Here is an 18210-nt window from a genome sequence, read left to right on the forward strand (position 1 = left end):
GTGCCGGTGCCGGTGCCGGTGCCGGTGCCGGTGCCGGTGCATCCGGTGCATCCGGTGCATCCGGTACGTCCGATACGTCCGGTGCATCCGGTGCATCCGGTGCACCTGGTACGTCCGATGCACCGGGTGCGTCCGCTGCGGCCGGGCCCGGTACGGGCTCCGCTTCCGCCGCCCCCCGGACGCCCACCGCGCCCAAGCAGGACCGCAGCAGGGCGACCCGGCAACGCCTCCTGGAGGCCGCGGTGGCCTGCCTGGCCGAACACGGCTGGGCGGGCTCCACGGTCTCCGTCGTCGCCGAGCGCGCCGGGGTGTCGCGCGGCGCGGCCCAGCACCACTTCCCGACCCGCGAGGACCTGTTCACGGGGGCGGTCGAGTACGTCGCCGAGGAACGGTCCGCCGCCCTGCGCGCCCTGCCCGTCCAGGGCCGCGCCGAGGTGGTCGCGGCCCTGGTCGACCTCTACACCGGCCCCCTGTTCCGGGCCGCCCTGCACCTCTGGGTCGCGGCCTCCGACGAAGCCCAGCTCCGCCCGCGCGTGACGGAGCTGGAGGCGCGGGTGGGCCGCGAGACCCACCGCATCGCCGTCGAACTCCTGGGCGCGGACGAGTCGCGGCCGGGGGTGCGCGAGACGGTCCAGGGCCTGCTGGACATGGCCCGCGGCCTCGGCCTCGCCAACCTCCTCACGGATGACGCGGCCCGGCGCGCGCGGGTGGTGGCGCAGTGGGCGGCGCTGGTGGAGGAGGGGTTGGGGTGAGCCGGGTCAGGGGCACTTGAGCGCGTCGCGGAGGACGGCGATGTGGGCCTCGATGTCGGGGCCGAGGGCCGCTGGTGTCCCCGTACCGCTGCCGCTCTCATCGCCGTGGGAGCGGCAGACGCGGCAGAGCCCGTCGGGGAGGGCTTCGGGCCGGCCGGGGGCGCCGCAGTCGGCGCACTCGACGAGGAGGCGGCGGGCGGGGGTGCCGGGAGCGGGATTCTCGACGGGCAGCAGGGGCGGCATCTTGTCGGTGAGGCGGCGGCGGACGAAGCCCACGGGGGAATCGACGCGCGCGGGGAGCCCGGCGGTGAGCGCGGCGGTCAGGTAGTCGACGCCGACGCCCCGCGCGAGCCACTGGGCGGCCGTCCCCTCCAGGGCGGCGCAGTCGGCGGCGGAGAGCGCCAGCCGGTGGTCGGCGCGGCCGAGCCGGGCGAGGGCGAGGTAGGCGGGGGACGGCCGGCCGGAGTCCGGGTCCGGGGTGCGCTGACGGGGCAGCGATACGGCGGGGGCTTCCGGGAGCGACACGGCGGGGGCTTCCGGGTCCGCGGCGCGGGGGCCGGGCGGCGTCTGGGGGCGGTGCGCCGGGGGAGCCGGCCTCTCCGGGCGAGGCCCGTCAGGGCCCTGCTCCTCCGCGCTGGGGGGCGGGCTCCAGGGCGGCGGCGGTGCGACGGCTCCGGGGGCGGGGACCGGTGCCGCACCCCCCGCGAACTGGGCGTTCTCCGTGGCCAGGAAGGCGTTCCACCACTCGTTGTCGCGCGCGGTGCGCGACCAGAAGGTCCGGAAGGCCCAACGCATCTCGGCGCCCGAGCCGACCGCGCACCGTACGCGCCGCAGGTGCCCGGCGACGGACAGGGCGGTCAACGCCGTGCCGATGGCCTGCTGCCCGTAGAGCGGAAGCTGCTTGGCCAGGGCCTTCACGCTCATCGCCGCGCCTTCGGGCAGGTGGTCGACGAACCCGGCGACGTAACGCTCGCGTGCCGGGAGGAGGGCGAAGTCGCGCGGCGAACGCGGGAGTTGATCGGGCGCGGATCGCTTGCCGTAACCGGGCTTGGCCATCGGGTAGGCGGGGGAGGGTGCGGGCGCGCGCAGGGCGGGGCTAGGGTGCTGGGTAGCCACGGGATCGACCTTTTCTCGATCGTGCGGTGAGACCCCGGTCTGGTGCGCTAACACCACGCCGGGGTCGTTTGGTTCTCGCACCGTAAGCAGTCACGACACCACGCCGCAAGCTGCCGCGAATAGTCGTACTTGCTGGCCGTGACGGGTCGGGAAGGGAGGGGAGGTTTTCCCAACCCCCCTTTTATCCCCACCGGTTAAAGAAGCCGCTCGAATCTCGGCTCTCGCACCCCGACCCCAGAACCCCAAGCCCCGAGCTTCGACCACCGACCCCCCGGACGCACCCTCGAAAGGGTGAAGCGCCCCGGCCGGATCTCGGACCTCGAATCCTGGGACGCGGGGGCCGAGGGCCGGGGCCCGAGCTTCGGGGCCGCTGGTGTGACGGCGGGGGCGATGAAGGGGCGACGAACCCCGCGATGGCGGGGACCACGCCGGTATGGCGACCATCATGCGGCCTACCGGGGGACCAACCCCGCGATCGCGGGGACCACGTACGAGAGCACCGCCCGCACCGCCCGCACGACGGGACCAACCCCGCACGCGGGGACCACTCGAGGGGGCCGGGCCCGGTGTAGAGCGGAGGGGGACCAACCCCGCACGCGCGGGGACCACAGTTCCTGACCTGCGGGTTTATGTGGCCAGGGGGCTGTTTTTCATCACTTCTTGAGAAACGGACATATCGACCTCTTGGCGGGAGCGACTTGCGGGCGCAGAGCGTGCAGTCCCATTGTTCCGACCGCGGCCGCGCTGTCCACCCGTGTCAGGTGGCCGCCGCCCTGGTGGGGAGACACGGCACGCGTCTCCGTTCACGGAGGCTGAGGTGCGACAGGGCGGGCCTGGAGGGAGGGCGGCAGGCGTAGGCCGGGGGCGGGAGGCGAGAAATCACTCGCACGGCAGCGACGGAGGGCCCCCATGCGCGGGGTGCCCGCCACGGGCGGCGTTCGGGCCGCGCGACTTCGGACCAACCCCGCGTGCGCACGGCGAAGTCCCGCCGCTCCGGGAGGGAGGGGCGGGGCTCCAGCGCCACCTGGGGGGGGATCAGCCGTGCGTCTTGGCGAACGCCACCAGTCCGGCGAAGCCTTCGGGGGTGAGGGTCAGGTGCGGGCCGCTCGGGTTCTTGGAGTCCCGGACCAGGAACTCACCGGTGACTGCTGCGTGCTCCGGGGCCCACTCGATGCACTGGCCTTCTCCCGCGCTGTGTGTGCTCTTGACCCACTGCTCGGGGCCGGGGATGCCACTCATTTCGCGTGATCCTCCATGATTTTGGTGATAAGCGACAGCGAAACGTCTTCGGATGCGGCCGCCATGCGGAGCCGGTCGGTCATCGTGACCGTCTTGGCGACCACGGTAGTCGTGTGGTCCACCTGCCCGCCGTGCATGGGGGTCTCGGTGTAGACGGCGAGGGGCTGGCCGTTGGCCGATAGCAACGTGAACGGCAAGTGGCTGGGTGCCGCTCCAGCCGTGAAGGGGAGCACTTGAATCGTGATGTGGGGAGACTGCATGGCCTTCGCAAGGTGTTCGAGTTGACCCACCATGACGGCTCTGCTTCCTACGATCGTACGCAGTACCGCCTCATGCACTACCACCCACAGCAACGGTGGATCATCGCGTTCCAACACTGACTGGCGACGTAGCCGAAGCTCTACGCGTTCCTCGATCTGCTCGGCGGACTCGCGGGGAAAGGATGCCCGCATCACGGCTGCCGCGTACTCCGGCGTCTGCAACAGCCCCATCAAGAAGGTGCATGAGTAGTCCGTTACCCCGCTCGCCGCCTCTTCCAAAGTGATGTACGGGACGAACCACTCCGGATGCCCCTGCTTGTGCAACTTGGCGCGTAAGCGGACGTACACCCCCGGCGTACCGGCCACCCGGTCCATCGCCTCTGCGAAGCCTTCCGACGCCAGGACGGCGCCTGACTCAACCTTGCTCAATTGCGGCTGTTTATAACGCAGTCTTTCTGCAAAGGCGGGCTGCGAAAGGCCCATGGCCTTACGAAGTGCTTCCACTTCCTTGCCGAAGTAGGCGGCCCCATCGGCAGGTCCGCCCTCCTGGTCGGCTCCCTCGCTCACGTGTTCAACTCCCCGGTATTCCACTTGGGTTGGAATGGCGACAGCCCTGTTGCGAGCAGGTCATTGCTCCTCACTCTGGGTTCACTGATGCAAGCACATCAGTGACATCAGGCGAAAGGCGAAGGGCCGGCATGGATCAGGATCGGCAGCACGCTCACAGCGCGGACAACGTGACCAAGTCGACCTCGCTTCGGCCGACCCCGGCGGACCAGACGAAGCAGCAGCGGCACCGCCGGGAGCGGGCCCAGGTCTCGTCGTGGTTCGGCCCGCGGGTTCCGTCGCCGCTGGGCGCGCATCGGGGACCGTGCGCGAAGCCGACGCGGTCCGTGCTTCTGGCCGTGGGAGGCGGGCGGGGAAGGCGGTGGGAGCGGTGACGGCTCAGCGGGGGAACGCGGCGGTTCGGCCTCTGGGCCTGGAGCCCGTGCCCGTCGAGGGGTGCGGTGTCTGTTCGGCTGCCGGCGCCGGGCGTGAGGGGGCGCGGGGGCGGGGTGATGCGGCGGGCGTACGCGCGTACGGCGTGATGATCGGGCAGCACCCGCACCGCCGCAGTACGGACGGGAAGCCGGTGCGGCCGTGGTGACCTGGAAGGACTTCCCCGAAGGGGGTGAGCCGCCCGTCCGGTCCGCGTTCCGCTGGCCCCCGTGCGTGTGCGGTTCCCCGCAGTGCCCGGACACGGCGAAAGCGGCGGGAGTGGTCCGGGCGGTGAGTGAGGCCCGGACCGACGACCGTTCGCAGAGCCCGACGATACGGCGTCTTCGGCCGCTGGTCGCGGAGGAGAACGAGCGGGCCCGCCGGGGGCGCTGGTGACCGACGGGAGAGCCCGGACATCCGCCGTGGCCCCTTTCACCGGGACGGCATACGAGAACAGCCCCGACAGGTGGTGGACGCCGGACGGGGGCGCACGGGACCGGGAATCCGGTGTGGTCCACCTCCCCGGCCCGTATCCGTCGCCGCTTCCTTCGGCCGACTGCCCCGACTGCCCCACCTGCGTGCGATTCGGCCGGGGAAGCGCGTGAAGCGTTGCTCCCTTTCCGCCGCCGCGTTCGCCGGTTGGCTTCTGTGGGTCGTCGTGGTGACTGTGCTGGTCGCCCGTGGCCGGGGAGCCTGAGCCGCCCAGTCCAGTCCCTACAAGTTTTCTCCTTCTACGAAAGACGCACATGCAGACGAAGCTTTTCCCGGTCGGCCCCGACTACTTCGCCGACCAGGACCGCGAGTACGCGATCGAGGCCGCCGTCGAACTGGTCAACGCCCTGCGCAAGTTGGGTATCGACCTCGGCGGCATCGGGGTGTCGCCCCCGTGCGACCGATGCTCGGCGGTCGGCTACGTCGTCGACCTCGGACCGGTGGAGCCCACCGACGCACGCAACATGGCCGCGACGATCAACGCATTCGTCAACGCCTCCCAGCGCCGCGCGCACGACCAGACGACCACCCAGGCCCCGGCCCCGCCCAAGTACCAGCGCCTCATCAAGGCGAAGGGCCCCTCGCTGGCCCCCTGATCCCCCGCCCCCGCCGGACGTAGCCGCACGCGAGGCTCCCCCGCACTCGCCACGGAATCCCGGCAGGGACGGGGCCCAACCCCCCGTCCAGCCGCTCTGCCCGCCCTGTGACGAAGGGCAGGTGAGCGGCCGGACGGGGCACGAGGTTCATCGCACCCAAGCGAAAGGGGCCAAATCCGCGCGCTCGGAGACCACACGGGCATGTGCCGGGCCGAATCTGTCTGGACGGGACCAGCCCCGCACGCGCGGGGACCACCCGTGCAGGGTCCCGTTATTTATGTCGCAAAAGGGACCATCCCCGCACGCGCGGGGACCACAGTTCCTGACCTGCGGGTTTATGTGGCCAGAGGGCTGTTTTTCATCACTTCTTGAGAAACGGACATATCGACCTCTTGGCAGGAGCGGCTTGCGAGCGCAGAGCGTGCAGTCCCATTGTTCCGACCGCGGCCGCGCTGTCCACCCGTGTCAGGTGGCCGCCGCTGAGGCAGGGACGGTTCGAGAAGGCCCGCAGTGCCCCGGCTGCCCGCCCCTCCATCCTCCTGCCGGTTGCAGGGGCACTCGACTCTCAAGCCCCGCTCCTCGAACCGTGGGCACCGAGCTTCGACGGGGGCACCGGCTCGCGCTTCCCGCAACGCGTGAGTCGGCTGTCCGAAGCGCGAAACTCGGTGACCCGAGAAACCAAATGGCAGTGCGAAGTCGCGGGACCCGCCCCGTGGGCCGACCATCACGGCGCCGCGTCAGCGGGTACGTCCTTCAACCCTCAGCCGAAGTCACTTCGTGTCCTCACCCAGGGCGGTGCGTAGCCAGTCGATGCTTCCTTGGGCCAAAAGCTCGTCGGCCAGTCGCTTCGCCGTCTCGGTGACGAGGCGACGGCGGCTGTTGTCGATCCACCGCTGGGCATTCGCATAGCCCTGCGCCTTGTACTCGATGCCCTGGAGCAGGCATTCCAACTTGTCGGCGTCGCGGGCGCAGACGGCCTCCGGTGTCTCCTTGGCCTCGTACTCCGCGACGAGCTCACGGATTGCCGAGGCCAGTGTCTCGGGCATACCCGCCGTCTGGTCGGCGGTGACCTCCTGCGGGTCGCCGGCGGGCGCGTACTTCTTCCCGAGGTGGTTCACGTCCCCGGTCCGGCTCTCCTGCGTGTCGTGCCACACAGCGAGGTAGGCGGCCTGGGCGGGGTCGGCGCCCTCCAACTTCGCAATGACCGAGGCGATCAACGCCGTACGCCACGAGTGCTCGGCAACGCTCTCGGGATCGCGAACCCCCGCCATCCACCAACCGGTACGCCGAGCCTGCTTCAGCGAGCCCGCCTCGTACAGAAAGCGACTCACCGCAACCAGGTCGTCAGCCACGACCTTCTCCTCTCACGCCTCAGCAAGGCGGATCGCGTATCGGATGCCTTCCAGCTCCCGGCGTGTTCGCGTCGACAGCTCTCGGCTATCCAACATCACGGGGAGGGAGTCGCGTAGTTCCTTCCCGACCGCGGTGCCGGGGCGCAGGAGGTTCGGACGCGCGGCGAGCAGGGCCCAAAGAGTGTGCACGTTCAGGTCGAAGAAGCCATGATCCGGGGTAAGGCCGCGTACCAGGTGGCACATCAGTTTGTCTCCGGGCCACTGGCCTGGGTTCGCCACAGCGATGAAGTCATCGGACAACTGGATGGTCGGTCCCTCACCGACCCAGTAAGCCCAGTAGTTCAGGTTAGCTGCCTCGCCGGTGTCGTTGTCGGCGAGAGTCGTGGCGATGAAGTGCTTCATTCGGTCCCGGTCACCCTGCCTGGCGGCGACAGCTGCGACCGAACGGGCGTTGAGCCAGCCTGTCAGCCAATCGGGCGGGCGCTCGGTCCGCTGCTGTTGGGACAGCCAATCCGAGGTGTCGGATGCATCGTCGTACCCGGCCAAGTAGAGAGCCTGGCGGCGCAGGAGGAAGCGGTCTCGGTTACGCGCCTGCTCCGCTGCCTGGCGCATATGGGTAAAGAAGCGCCTGCGGTCGGCAACGGGGAGTTCCGGCCCTCGCACTACGGGTCCCCGTCGTGGTCGTGGCGGCTCTGGCAGCATTCGCAACGGCGTCGGAAGCACACCATTGAGTGGCCAGGACAGCACCTCGACCAGCTCGCGCTGCATGACCCACGCGCCGATCGGGCTGCTATCGATGGGTGTGCCCTCGTTGAGGGCGGCCGACAACAGTACGTCGGCCTCCGTGGCCCGTTCCAGCGCCAGGAGCAAGGCGGGTGCGCTGCCCAGGCGGAAGAGCTGATGGCGGTATGCGAGCATCTGACCGACTGGTAGAGCGATCAGGGGGCGGCGTCCCGATTCCCAGCCGGCGACGGTGTCGGAAGAAACCCGCAGCCGCTCGGCCAGGGATTCCTGAGTGTGACCTAACTGCTCGCGGATAAGGCGGAACACGTACCCGGAAATCACTCCGCCGCGGCCCCTTGGTGCCATTCCTCGATCGCCGGTCAGGGTGGTACGCGATCCGGCACCCATGATGCCCTCCTTGCCTACTGAAAGCGGCCGGTAACCCGTACTCACGGTCAGTTCAAGAGATCGCCCCTGCTCCCTACCGTCGTAGGCACAGTGACGAACTTGCAACCGAGGGTAGTGGAAGGGCTCTTGTCGTGACGATGACGATCAAGGTGTACGCAGTGACCGGGGAGGGCGATGTCCGTGTTCTCCAGGAACGGGCCGAGGTGATCCCGCTTGACCAACCCGAGGCCACCCACCAACTTCCCACCTGCGAGTGCCCGCGATGCGCGGAGTTGGGGCGGTGAGTGCGGCCGGGGGCGCGGCACGCCCGGAGGCGGCGTATCGCGCGTTGCTCGGTCACACCGTGGTGTGCGCGGTGTGCCGCACGGGCCGAGGCCGCTGTCCGGACGCCGTGAGGCTCAGCCGTGTGTGGCGCGAGGTGCGCCGTGGTGTGTGACCGCTGCGGGCGGGCGATCCTACCGGGGGAATCGGAGTCGATCGCGGTGGACGGGGCGTCCGGTCCGGGCGGCACGGTGGTGTTGCACCGATCGCCGTGCCCGGTTCCGGCTCGTGGGCCCTCCGCTCCGTACTCGATGCAGCGCCGATGACCATCGCCCTGTCCGCCACGGACGTACGTACCTGCGAGGCGTGTTGGAACGCCCCAGTCACCGCCGCCCGGCATACGGGCAGTGGCCGGGACCTGCTCTGCGCCGCGTGCGCGGAGCAGGACTACCCGTGCCGCGTCGATCTCTTCCCACCGTTCGGCGTCTACCGCATCAATCGTTCCCGGAAGTTGAAGGAGACCCCATGATGACCTCTACCGCGCAGGCCGACACGGGCAAGCACGGCGGCGCGCCCTCGGACAAGCCGTGGACGCCGCCCTCGGAGCCGAAGCCGTCTCCGGACGGCAGCCGCCCCCAGTACGTCCTGCAGTCGTGAGTACCGCGCGGCAGGCCCCTACGTACGCGGATCTGGTGCGGGATCTCGCTGATCGGGGGTTGCTCACCGAGTCGTGGCGGCGGGTGTTCGAGGCTGTGCCGCGTGGTCGGTTCGTGCCGGCGGTGGTCTGGCGGCAGCTCCCGGACCGGTGTGAGCCGGTCGTCGGTAGGGAGGCGTGGTCGGCGCTGGTCAACAGTGACGAGCCGGTCGTCACGCAGCTTGACGACGGGGCCGAGGACGGGCCGGGCATGGCCACCTCGTCGAACTCGATGCCGTCCATGGTCGCCCGGATGCTCGGGCTCCTCCAGGTCGAGGACGGCCACCGGGTGCTGGAGATCGGCACCGGCACGGGCCACGTCGCCGCCTTGCTCTGCGAACGGCTCGGGGACGAGCGGGTGTACAGCGTCGAGGTGGACCCCCTCGTCGCACGGCAGGCGGCGCGGTCCCTCGCCGAGGCCGGGTACCGGCCGCACCTGCGCGTCGGTGACGGTGAACAAGTGTGGCCGGGGCTGGGGTTGGTCGATCGGCTGATCTCCACCTGCGCCCTGCGGCACGTACCGCACACGCTGATCCGGCAGGTCCGGCCCGGCGGGATCATCGTCGCCCCGCTCGCCCGCGACTTCTGGTCCGGCGCCCTGGTCCAACTCCGCGTCCAGGACGACGGCACGGCGGTCGGCCCGTTCTGCGGCGGAGCGACGTACATGCCCATGCGGACCCACCGCACGGCAGACCTCCACGAGGTCCAGGGCCGGGGCCGGTCCCGTGCCGGCGGCCTGGACCCCGTACGGCTCCTCGACCTCGGGTTCGCACTGTTCGCCGGGGCGCGGTTGCCCGGCGTACGGCTCGTCCATCAGGACACCGCCGAGGGCGGTGTCCGGGTGTGGGCGACCCGTGAGGGTGGGGTCGGGGCGACGGCCGCGACGGGGGAAGAGGTGTGGCAGTACGGCCCCGGCCTGCTCTGGGAGGAGATCGAGCAGGTCTGGTGGGAGTACGAGGGGTTGGGGCGGCCTGGTCCCGAGCAGTTCGGCCTGTCCGCCACCGACCGGGGACAGCACGTGTGGCTCCGGGACCCGCGCGAGGTCATCCGCCCCAGGAGGAAGTAACCCACTCACGGGCCCCGGTCTGGGTGCGGCGTGGCACCGCTCGGGAGCATCCCTACACGCGCGGGAGCCCCATTCCGAACTTTTGGGATGGGGCGTGGGGACCAAGCCCCGCGCGCGGGGACGACTCGACGAAACCTTCGAGCACCAGAGCGACGCCGGGGACATCCCCGCACGCGCGGGGACCACAGTTCCTGACCTGCGGGTTTATGTGGCCAGAGGGCTGTTTTTCATCACTTCTTGAGAAACGGACATATCGACCTCTTGGCGGGAGCGGCTTGCGAGCGCAGAGCGTGCAGTCCCATTGTTCCGATCGCGGCCGCGCTGTCCACCCGTGTCAGGTGGCCGCCGCCGTGGCAGGGATGGTTCGAGCTGGCCCGCAGTGCCCCGGCTGCCCGCCCCTCCATCCTCCTGCCGGTTGCAGGGGCACTCGACTCCCAAGACCCGCACCTCGAACCGTGGACCCCGAGGCGCGAGAGACACCGGCTCGCGCTTCCCGAACGGGTGATACGGCCATCCGAAGCGCGACTCGGGAACCCGAGAAACCGACTGGCAGTGCGCAGTCGAAGGACCCGCCCCGTGGGTCGACTGTCACGGCGTCGCGTTGGCCAGTGCGTCCTTCACTCCCGAGCCGAAGTCACTCCGCATCCGCACCCAGGGCGGCGCGTCCGCCATGGACCTGATCGAGCAGCGAGCACGAGCGAATACGCCCCCGCTCGGGCGCACGTCGCCGGAGCAGGCCGAGCCGGGCCGGACCACCGGAGTGCCGGGCTTGACGTACACAGGTGAACGCCGGGCTAGCCCACGGCAGTTCGGTCACGCCGAGGTGAGGAGGTTCAGCTCCGCCAGTGCCGCCGCGGCGTGCGTGGCGTGGCCCGAGAGCCGGCTCTTGGCCAAGGCACGGTTCAGGTGGGACGTGGCGGCGTCCCGGTCGCCGCGGAGCCGTGCGACGTGTCCGAGGCCGATCTCGGCCCGGATCTCGCCCCGGTGGTAAGCGCGTTCGGCCGACACGGACAGCGCGCGCTCGTACAGCTCCGTCGCCCGCTCGGTGGAGCCGTTCGCCAGCGCGGTCCTGCCGAGGAACGTCAGCGTCTCGACGACCTCGGTCCACAGTCCGAGCTCCTCGGCCAACAGGAGGCCCTCGCGGTGCAGCCGTTCGGCTCGTACGGGGTCGCCCGAGCGTTCGGCCGCGAGTGCCAGGGACCTGGTGGCCCGGAGTTGGCCCCACCGGTCGTCGACCTCGCGGAACAACGCCGCGCCCAGCTCCGCGGACCCGTCCCGCGCCGGGGCGTGGCTCGCCAACTCCACCAGAGCCGCGGCCTCGCCCCAGCGGTCTCGGGCGGCACGGGCACCGGCCAGGCCGGCCTCCACCAGCAGCCGTCCCTCGCGGTCGTGACCGCGGCCGATCAGCCCGGTCCCGACGAACCACTGGAGGCGGGCCTTCACCACCGGTTCCTCGATCCCGGCGGTGGGGTCGCCGCCGCCCGCCGGGCCGAGCGCGGCATCGGCCTGCGAGGTGCGCAGTTCGAAACCGGCCAGCCAGCTCAGTGCCGTCAGGCGTGCGGCAGGCGCGGCGTCGGTGTCGGCCATCAGTGCCGTCCGCAGCGACCTGCGGGCCTCGGGGTACCGCCCGCGCAGGAACCAGTACCAGGCCAGTGCGTTCACCAGCCGCACCGCGTACCCGGCGGAGTCCTGGGTCACCGCGAAGTCCAGGGCGCGGCGCAGGTTGACGGTCTCGGCGTTGAGGCGTGCCAGAGAGCACCGCTGGTCCGGGCCGCGCAGCCGCTCGTTCTCCCGTTCGGCCGACTCGGTGCAGTACCGCACGAAGCGGGCGCGTACGGCGCTCTCCTCGTCCGCTTCCGCCAGCCGTTCGGCGCCATAGGCGGCCACCGATTCGAGCAGCCGGAACCGGTCTCCCGTACGGACCACCAACGAGCGGTCCACCAGCCGGGAGAGCAGGTCGGGAATCCGCTCGGACGGCAACTCCGCGTCGGCGCAGACCGCTTGGGCGGAGGGCATGACCCAACCGTCGACATGGACGACCAGGCGGCGCAGTACGGTGCGTTCGTCCGGCGTCAGCAGGTGCCAGCTCCAGTCGAGCATCCCCCGCAACGTCCGCTGGCGGTCCGGGAGTCCGCGCGCCCGTACGTCGGGGCGGGCGAACCGGTCGTCCAACCGGGCGGCGAGTTCCTGCGGGCTCAGCGTCCGCAGCCGGGGCGCGACGAGTTCCAGGGCGAGCGGAATGCCGTCGAGACGGCGGCAGATGGTGGAGACGGCCGCCGCGTTGTCCACGTCCAGGGCGAAGCCGGGCACCGCCGCGGCGGCCCGCTGCACGAACAGTTCGACGGCGCTGAACCGGGCGACCGCCTGCGGATCGGTGTGCTCCGGCAGTGCCAGCGGCGACACCGGGTGCACTATCTCGCCGGGGATGTCGAGGGCTTCCTGGCTGGTGAGCAGGAGGTGGGCCGCCGGTGCGGCCGACAGCAGGGACTCGGCGAGTACGGCGACCGGCTCGACGAGGTGCTCGCAGTTGTCCAGCAGGATCAGCGGCTGCTTGTCGGCCACGGCCCGGCACAGCCACCCCACCAGGTCGTCCAGGTCCGGTTCGGTCGCGGCCGTGTCGCACAGGCCCAGCGTCGTGATGACACGTTCGGCGATGTCGTCCGGGCCGGACCCGGCGCCCAGGCCGGCCAGCTCGACCAGCCACACCCCGTCGGCGTACCGCCCGGCCGCGTCGCCCGCAGCGGCGATCGCCAGCCGCGTCTTGCCCACCCCGCCGAGGCCGGTGAGGGTGACGAGGCGGGCGCCCGCACGAGGGTCCAGCCGGGCCAGCACCTGGGCGGCCGCCTCGCGCCGACCGACCAGGGGGGTCAGCGGGGCGGGCAGGTTCGTCCGGCACGACCGCGAGCCGATCGCCGGTGTGGCCAACTGCGGTTCCTGGCGCAGGATCGCCTCGTGCAGCGCGGTGGCATCCGGACCGGGCGAGCCCCCCAGCTCCTCGGCCAGTTCCCGGCGCAGCTCCCGGAAACTCCGCAGGGCGTCGCCCTGCCGCCCGGAGCGGTACAGGGCGCGCATATGGGCCATGCGCAGCCGTTCGCGCATAGGGTGCCGTGCCACCACCGCCCCCAGTTCCGCCGCGAGCGCCGTGTGCTCGCCCAGGGTCAGGCGGACCTCCGCATGGTCCTCGACGACGGTTAGGCGCAGCTCCTCCAGCCGAGCGATCTCACCGCGGGCGAACAGGGACTCGGCCACGTCCGCGTAGGCCGGGCCCCGCCACAGGGCGAGCGCGTCGGCGAACAGATCCGCTTGTACGGCCGGCTCACGGTGGACGCGGGCGCGGTCGGCGAGCTTCTGGAACGTCAGGACGTCGACCACGGCGTCCGCGAGCGACAGCCGGTAGCCGGCGGGCTCGCGAACCACCTGGTCCCGGCCCAGCACCCGGCGCAACTGGGAGATCTTGGTCTGCAACGTGTTGGTGGAGCCGCCGGGCGGGTTGCTCGGCCACAGGTCCGCGATGAGGCGGTCCGCCGGCACCGGCCCGCCGCCGTGCACGAGCAGGTTCGCCAGCAGGGCGCGCACCTTCGCCTCGGGGACCCGGACCGGCCGCCCCTCGGCGTCCCATACGGCCAGCGGGCCGAGCACCCCGTATCGCATCGCCGCATTTTATCGCCGGACGACCCTCAGGAAACCGTGCGTGAGGGGCGGCACAGTGGCGATCGCATGTCGGCGACTCGGGAGAGGACGGGGAGAGCTGTGAGCTCAACGAACGTACGTAGGGCGGGAGTCCGGGAATGGGGAGGGCTGGCCGTCCTCTCGCTGCCCACCGTGCTGCTGGGCCTCGACGTCACCGTGCTGTACCTGGCCCTCCCCGCACTGGCCGAGGACCTGCGCCCGTCCGGTACCCAAGAGCTGTGGATCATGGACGCCTACGGGTTCCTGATCGCCGGATTCCTGCTCACCATGGGCACACTGGGCGACCGGATCGGCCGCCGTCGGCTGCTGATGACCGGGGCGGCGGCCTTCGGGATCGTGTCCGTACTGGCGGCCTGCGCCACCAACGCCGACATGCTCATCGCCGCACGGGCGGCCCTCGGAATCGCCGGCGCCACGCTGATGCCGTCCACCCTGGCCTTGATCAGCAACATGTTCGCCGACCAGCGGCAGCGCTCCTTGGCGATCGGTGTCTGGGCCACGAGCTTCGCGCTCGGCATGGCGCTCGGCCCTGTGGTCGGCGGGGCGATGCTGCACCACTTCTGGTGGGGTTCGGTGTTCCTCCTGGCGGTGCCGGTCGCGCTCGTGCTGCTGGTGGCCGCGCCGCTCCTGATCCCCGAGTACGCGGCGCCGCAGAGCGGCCGCCTCGACCTGATCAGCGTGACGCTGTCGCTGGTCGCGATCCTGCCGGTGGTCTACGCGGTGAAGCGCTTCGCCAAGGACGGCCTCGATCTGCCGATGATCACCGCCGCGCTGATCGGCGTGGTCTTCGCGGTGTTGTTCGTCCGCAGGCAGGGCAAGTTGGAAAGCCCGCTACTGGACGTACGCCTGTTCGCCGACCGGACGTTCAGCTCCGCGCTGAGCGTGCTGCTCGTCGGTCTCGTCGGCGTCGGCGGCTCGATGCTGCTGATCACCCAGCAGCTCCAGTTCGTGGAGGGGCTGCCGCCGGTCGAGGCGGGGCTGTGGATGGGCCCGCCCGCCCTGCTGATGTTCCTGGCCGCGATCGGTTCGCCCCTGGTCGCGCGACGGGTGCCGCCGGGCCTCGTCGTGGCGGCCACCCTGGTGCTGTCCACGGTCGGGTACGTCCTGCTCGCCCTGGTGGGCCCCTCGGGCGGCATCGCCCTGATGGTCGTCGGCTTCGGCCTCGTCTACCTCGGGCTCGGGACGATCGCGGCCCTGGGCACGGACCTGGTGGTCGGGGCGGCGCCGCCGGAAAAGGCCGGCTCGGCCTCGGCGATGTCGGAGACCGTGCAGGAACTGGGCCTCGCGCTCGGTGTGGCGATCCTGGGCAGCCTGGCGACCTCGGTCTACCGCAACCGGATCGACGACCGGATCCCCGCCGGCACCCCGTCGGACGTGGCCGACGCCGCGGGCGACAGCCTCGCCGGCGCCGTCGCCTCGGCCCAGCAGATGCCCGCCGGCTGGCTCGACCTCGCCAAGGAGGCCGCCACCTCCGGCATGAACACGGCGATGGCCGTGGCCGCAGCGAGCACCGTGGTCCTGGCGATCCTGTCCGCCGTCGTGCTGCGGCACGTCACAGCCATCGGCGACGAGCCGGAGGCGGAGCCGGCGAAGTCACGGGTGTGACCGGCCGAAGCCCCAGGGAGGCCCGCAGGCTGCTCTGCGGGCCGCCGGGGCCGGCATCGTTGGCGGGCTGAGCGGGCGGTAGTTCGCCCAGGCGGAGGGGAGCCGGCTGGGGGGGGTGACCTTGCGCGGGGACGACTTCGTGGAGCGCGTACCAGAGGCCGGAGAACGGGGGCCAACCCCGCGCGCGGGGACGACGAGTTGCCTGTCCGGTGCCACCCGGCCGAGCGGGGACCAACCCCGCACGCGCGGGGACGACATGGTCGGCTGTCCTCGTTCGGCGCAGTACCGGGGACCAACCTCGCACGCGCGGGGACGACCCGGCGTCTCACTCTGGCTGTCCTGATCTAGCGGGACCAACCCCGCACGCGCGGGGACGACACTTCCTGACCTGTGGTTTTACACGGTCGGCAGGCTGTTTTTCATGACTTCCTGGGAAACGGACATATCGACCTCGTCTCGCAAGCGGCTTGTGGCCGCACGACGTGCAGTCCCATTGTTCCGATCACCGCCGCACTGTCCACCCGCCCTGGCCGGCCATCACCGCCGCCGCGCTGACGGCCCCCGGCCGACCCGAACCCTCGCGTTACGACGCCTCATCCGGCTCCGGCGCGCGGGTGTTCGTCGGCGGTTGGGCGGTCAGTGCGTCCGCTGCCGTCACGCGGTCCTGGGAGGCGAGGTCGCGGGTCTGTTCGGCCACCCAGTCGGGGCTGATCGCGGGTGCGCGGTCCGGGAGTTGGTTGTTGACGAAGAGGCAGAACGGATGGCCCGCCGGGTCGAACATCACCCGTACGTCGGGCTGCGGTTGGAACTCCGCGGGCGTCGCGCCCTCCGCGACCGCGTGCGCCACGCCCGTCTCCAGGTCCGCCACCTCGAAGTCCAGGTGCAGCATCGTCATCTGTTCGCCGGGGGAGACGGGCCACGCCGGGGGCGTGTACTCCTTCTCGGTCTGGAAGCCCAGGCCGGAACCGCCGCCGGGCGGGAGGAGTTTCACCCACCCCGGTTCCTCCTGCACCGTCTCCCACCCGAGGAGGCGGCGGTAGAAGTCCGCCAACTGCGCGGCGTCCGGGGCGTCGAGCACCGTACTGGACAGGGTCAGGGACGGTCGGGGGGCGGTCATGTCGGGCCTCCTCGGATCGGAGATGTGGCCGTACGGATACCCCGTAGCGGCGTTCCGATGGCCCCTGTACGCCAGTTGACCCGACCATGCGACGCCAACCGCCCCGACCTCGAACCGCCCACCCGCCCCCAGCACCAGCCGCCCCCCACCCCGAACGCGACCAGACCAGACCAGCCCAGCCCAGCCCGGACCGGACCAGCCCGGACCAGCCCAGCCCGGACCAGGCCGGGCCCGAGCGGCTCCACAAGCCCACCCCACCCCGGCCCGGCCCACCCCACCCCGCCCCGGCCCACCGCCTCAGCCTCAGCCCGTGATGTCCGCGTACCCCTCGATCGCCTGCGGGTCGCGCGCGCTCGGGCCCACGTAGGTCGCCGAGGGGCGGACCAGGCGGCCGGTGCGCTTCTGCTCCAGGATGTGCGCCGACCAGCCGGCCGTGCGGGCGCACGTGAACATCGAGGTGAACATGTGCGCCGGGACCTCCGCGAAGTCCAGCACGATCGCCGCCCAGAACTCCACGTTCGTCGCCAGCACCCGGTCCGGGCGCCGGTTGTGCAGCTCCTCCAGCGCGGCCTTCTCCAGCGCCTCCGCCACCTCGAAGCGCGGCGCGGCCAGCTCGCGGGCCGTGCGGCGCAGTACGCGGGCGCGCGGGTCCTCGGCGCGGTAGACGCGGTGGCCGAAGCCCATCAGGCGCTCGCCCTTGTCCAGGGCCTGCTTGACGTAGGCGCTCGCGTCGCCGGTGCGCTCGATCTCCTCGATCATGCCGAGGACGCGCGAGGGCGCGCCGCCGTGCAGCGGGCCGGACATCGCGCCCACCGCGCCGGAGAGGGCGGCCGCGACGTCCGCCCCGGTCGAGGCGATGACGCGGGCGGTGAAGGTGGAGGCGTTCATGCCGTGCTCGGCGGCGGAGGTCCAGTACGCGTCGACCGCCTTGACGTGCCGGGGGTCCGGCTCGCCGCGCCAGCGGATCATGAACCGCTCCACCACGGACTGCGCCTTGTCGATCTCGCTCTGCGGCACCATCGGCAGGCCCTGGCCGCGCGCCGACTGGGCGACGTACGACAGCGCCATCACCGCGGCGCGCGCCAGGTCGTCGCGGGCGGTCGCCTCGTCGATGTCCAGCAGCGGCTTCAGCCCCCACACCGGGGCGAGCATCGCCAGCGCCGACTGCACGTCGACGCGGATGTCACCGGAGTGGACGGGGATCGGGAACGGTTCGGCGGGCGGCAGTCCGGGGTTGAACGCCCCGTCCACCAGCAGGCCCCACACGTTGCCGAAGGAGACGTGGCCGACGAGGTCCTCGATGTCCACCCCGCGGTAGCGGAGCGAACCGCCTTCCTTGTCCGGTTCGGCGATCTCCGTTTCGAACGCGACGACTCCCTCAAGACCGGGTACGAAGTCGGACATCAGGCGGCTCCCTCAGTTCGGCGGTCGGCGATCGGCGGCCACACGCACATGGCCGGCAGGCACGGACGGCAGGCGTACGGACGGCTGGCGTACGAAGGTGTACGGGCGGCAGGTGTACGTCGGTCCGCTGCTGGGCGAAGGCCACAGGGGCCTGCCCCAAGATATTGGCGGGTTCCTCCGACGCGGGGAAGCGTGACATCCGGCACAGGGCCCCCTTTCGGCGGGGTGAGGTTACGGCCCCTCGACGCCGGGCACACTCGGCCGCTGCGGCAGGATGGGCCCGTGCCCACACCAGATCACTCCGTGCCGCATCCGGATCACGCTGTGCCCGCACCCGATCACGCGGCAGTTCGCCCGGCCCCCAAGACGGAGGCCGCAGGGACAACAAGGGCCACAGAGGCCGCAGGGACAACAGGAGCCACAGGGATCGCAGGGACAGCAGAGGCCGTAGGGACTA

At 71.4% G+C, this 18210-nt stretch carries 13 protein-coding genes; 5 read left to right on the top strand and 8 right to left on the bottom strand.

Translation table 11 applies throughout. The features are described 5' to 3' along the window. The first annotated feature begins 230 nt into the window (after nucleotides 1-230). Complete coding sequence (locus tag ACZ6EJ_RS01720; protein WP_469263980.1) at nucleotides 231-752, top strand: TetR/AcrR family transcriptional regulator; 522 nt, start codon at nucleotides 231-233, stop codon at nucleotides 750-752. A gap of 6 nt (nucleotides 753-758) precedes the next feature. Here the strand turns inward: ACZ6EJ_RS01720 and ACZ6EJ_RS01725 are convergent, their stop codons facing one another. The 3 genes from ACZ6EJ_RS01725 to ACZ6EJ_RS01735 all read right to left on the bottom strand — a co-directional run bounded on the left by ACZ6EJ_RS01725 (nucleotide 759) and on the right by ACZ6EJ_RS01735 (nucleotide 3934). Continuing rightward, on the bottom strand, nucleotides 759-1868 hold the full coding sequence (locus ACZ6EJ_RS01725; RefSeq protein ID WP_469263753.1) for a MarR family transcriptional regulator: 1110 nt from the start codon (nucleotides 1866-1868) through the stop codon (nucleotides 759-761). Nucleotides 1869-2903: 1035 nt separating this feature from the next. Continuing rightward, nucleotides 2904-3107: a DUF397 domain-containing protein gene (locus tag ACZ6EJ_RS01730; protein ID WP_469263755.1), complete on the bottom strand. Its 204-nt coding sequence runs from the start codon at nucleotides 3105-3107 to the stop codon at nucleotides 2904-2906. After that, on the bottom strand, nucleotides 3104-3934 hold the full coding sequence (locus ACZ6EJ_RS01735) for a helix-turn-helix domain-containing protein (protein ID WP_469263756.1): 831 nt from the start codon (nucleotides 3932-3934) through the stop codon (nucleotides 3104-3106). The genes ACZ6EJ_RS01730 and ACZ6EJ_RS01735 overlap by 4 nt, the downstream gene beginning before the upstream one ends. A gap of 1157 nt (nucleotides 3935-5091) precedes the next feature. Between ACZ6EJ_RS01735 and ACZ6EJ_RS01740 the strand changes: the two genes are divergently transcribed. Beyond that, a complete protein-coding gene (locus ACZ6EJ_RS01740) occupies nucleotides 5092-5433 on the top strand; it encodes a hypothetical protein (protein ID WP_469263758.1) in 342 nt (113 codons plus the stop codon). A 770-nt stretch (nucleotides 5434-6203) separates the two neighbouring features. Here ACZ6EJ_RS01740 and ACZ6EJ_RS01745 read toward each other — a convergent pair. Both ACZ6EJ_RS01745 and ACZ6EJ_RS01750 read right to left on the bottom strand, forming a co-directional pair. Continuing rightward, complete coding sequence (locus ACZ6EJ_RS01745) at nucleotides 6204-6785, bottom strand: HD domain-containing protein (RefSeq protein WP_469263760.1); 582 nt, start codon at nucleotides 6783-6785, stop codon at nucleotides 6204-6206. Between the two features lie 12 nt (nucleotides 6786-6797). Continuing rightward, on the bottom strand, nucleotides 6798-7916 hold the full coding sequence (locus ACZ6EJ_RS01750; RefSeq protein WP_469263761.1) for a helix-turn-helix domain-containing protein: 1119 nt from the start codon (nucleotides 7914-7916) through the stop codon (nucleotides 6798-6800). A gap of 786 nt (nucleotides 7917-8702) precedes the next feature. Here ACZ6EJ_RS01750 and ACZ6EJ_RS01755 point away from each other — a divergent pair. Continuing rightward, a complete protein-coding gene (locus ACZ6EJ_RS01755; protein ID WP_469263762.1) occupies nucleotides 8703-8834 on the top strand; it encodes a hypothetical protein in 132 nt (43 codons plus the stop codon). Next, the gene (locus tag ACZ6EJ_RS01760; RefSeq protein WP_469263764.1) at nucleotides 8831-9937 is read left to right on the top strand and encodes a methyltransferase domain-containing protein; all 1107 of its coding nucleotides are present in this window, start codon (nucleotides 8831-8833) and stop codon (nucleotides 9935-9937) included. The genes ACZ6EJ_RS01755 and ACZ6EJ_RS01760 overlap by 4 nt, the downstream gene beginning before the upstream one ends. Nucleotides 9938-10750: 813 nt before the next feature. Here ACZ6EJ_RS01760 and ACZ6EJ_RS01765 read toward each other — a convergent pair. Continuing rightward, on the bottom strand, nucleotides 10751-13588 hold the full coding sequence (locus ACZ6EJ_RS01765; protein WP_469263766.1) for an AfsR/SARP family transcriptional regulator: 2838 nt from the start codon (nucleotides 13586-13588) through the stop codon (nucleotides 10751-10753). A gap of 99 nt (nucleotides 13589-13687) precedes the next feature. On the opposite strand from ACZ6EJ_RS01765, the gene ACZ6EJ_RS01770 reads away from it, so the two are divergent. Next, entirely contained in the window at nucleotides 13688-15232 is a 1545-nt protein-coding gene (locus ACZ6EJ_RS01770; protein ID WP_469263767.1) for an MFS transporter, read from the top strand. Nucleotides 15233-15815: 583 nt separating this feature from the next. On the opposite strand, the gene ACZ6EJ_RS01775 is transcribed toward ACZ6EJ_RS01770, so the two are convergent. Together ACZ6EJ_RS01775 and ACZ6EJ_RS01780 are read right to left on the bottom strand one after the other, a co-directional pair. Further along, the gene (locus ACZ6EJ_RS01775) at nucleotides 15816-16349 is read right to left on the bottom strand and encodes a VOC family protein (protein WP_469263768.1); all 534 of its coding nucleotides are present in this window, start codon (nucleotides 16347-16349) and stop codon (nucleotides 15816-15818) included. 303 nt (nucleotides 16350-16652) lie between these two features. Further along, nucleotides 16653-17753, bottom strand: coding sequence for a citrate synthase 2 (locus tag ACZ6EJ_RS01780; protein WP_469263770.1), 1101 nt, complete (start codon nucleotides 17751-17753; stop codon nucleotides 16653-16655). Nucleotides 17754-18210: the final 457 nt, after the last annotated feature.

The sequence above is a fragment of the Streptomyces sp. NPDC041970 genome (assembly GCF_055588985.1).

Bases quoted from the DNA above. Each gene is read 5' to 3' on its own strand.
- ACZ6EJ_RS01740 (WP_469263758.1), top strand. From the start codon at position 5,092: ATGCAGACGAAGCTTTTCCCGGTCGGCCCCGACTACTTCGCCGACCAG.
- ACZ6EJ_RS01775 (WP_469263768.1), bottom strand. From the start codon at position 16,349: ATGACCGCCCCCCGACCGTCCCTGACCCTGTCCAGTACGGTGCTCGAC.
- ACZ6EJ_RS01730 (WP_469263755.1), bottom strand. From the start codon at position 3,107: ATGAGTGGCATCCCCGGCCCCGAGCAGTGGGTCAAGAGCACACACAGC.
- ACZ6EJ_RS01780 (WP_469263770.1), bottom strand. From the start codon at position 17,753: ATGTCCGACTTCGTACCCGGTCTTGAGGGAGTCGTCGCGTTCGAAACG.
- ACZ6EJ_RS01765 (WP_469263766.1), bottom strand. From the start codon at position 13,588: ATGCGATACGGGGTGCTCGGCCCGCTGGCCGTATGGGACGCCGAGGGG.
- ACZ6EJ_RS01755 (WP_469263762.1), top strand. From the start codon at position 8,703: ATGATGACCTCTACCGCGCAGGCCGACACGGGCAAGCACGGCGGCGCG.
- ACZ6EJ_RS01750 (WP_469263761.1), bottom strand. From the start codon at position 7,916: ATGGGTGCCGGATCGCGTACCACCCTGACCGGCGATCGAGGAATGGCA.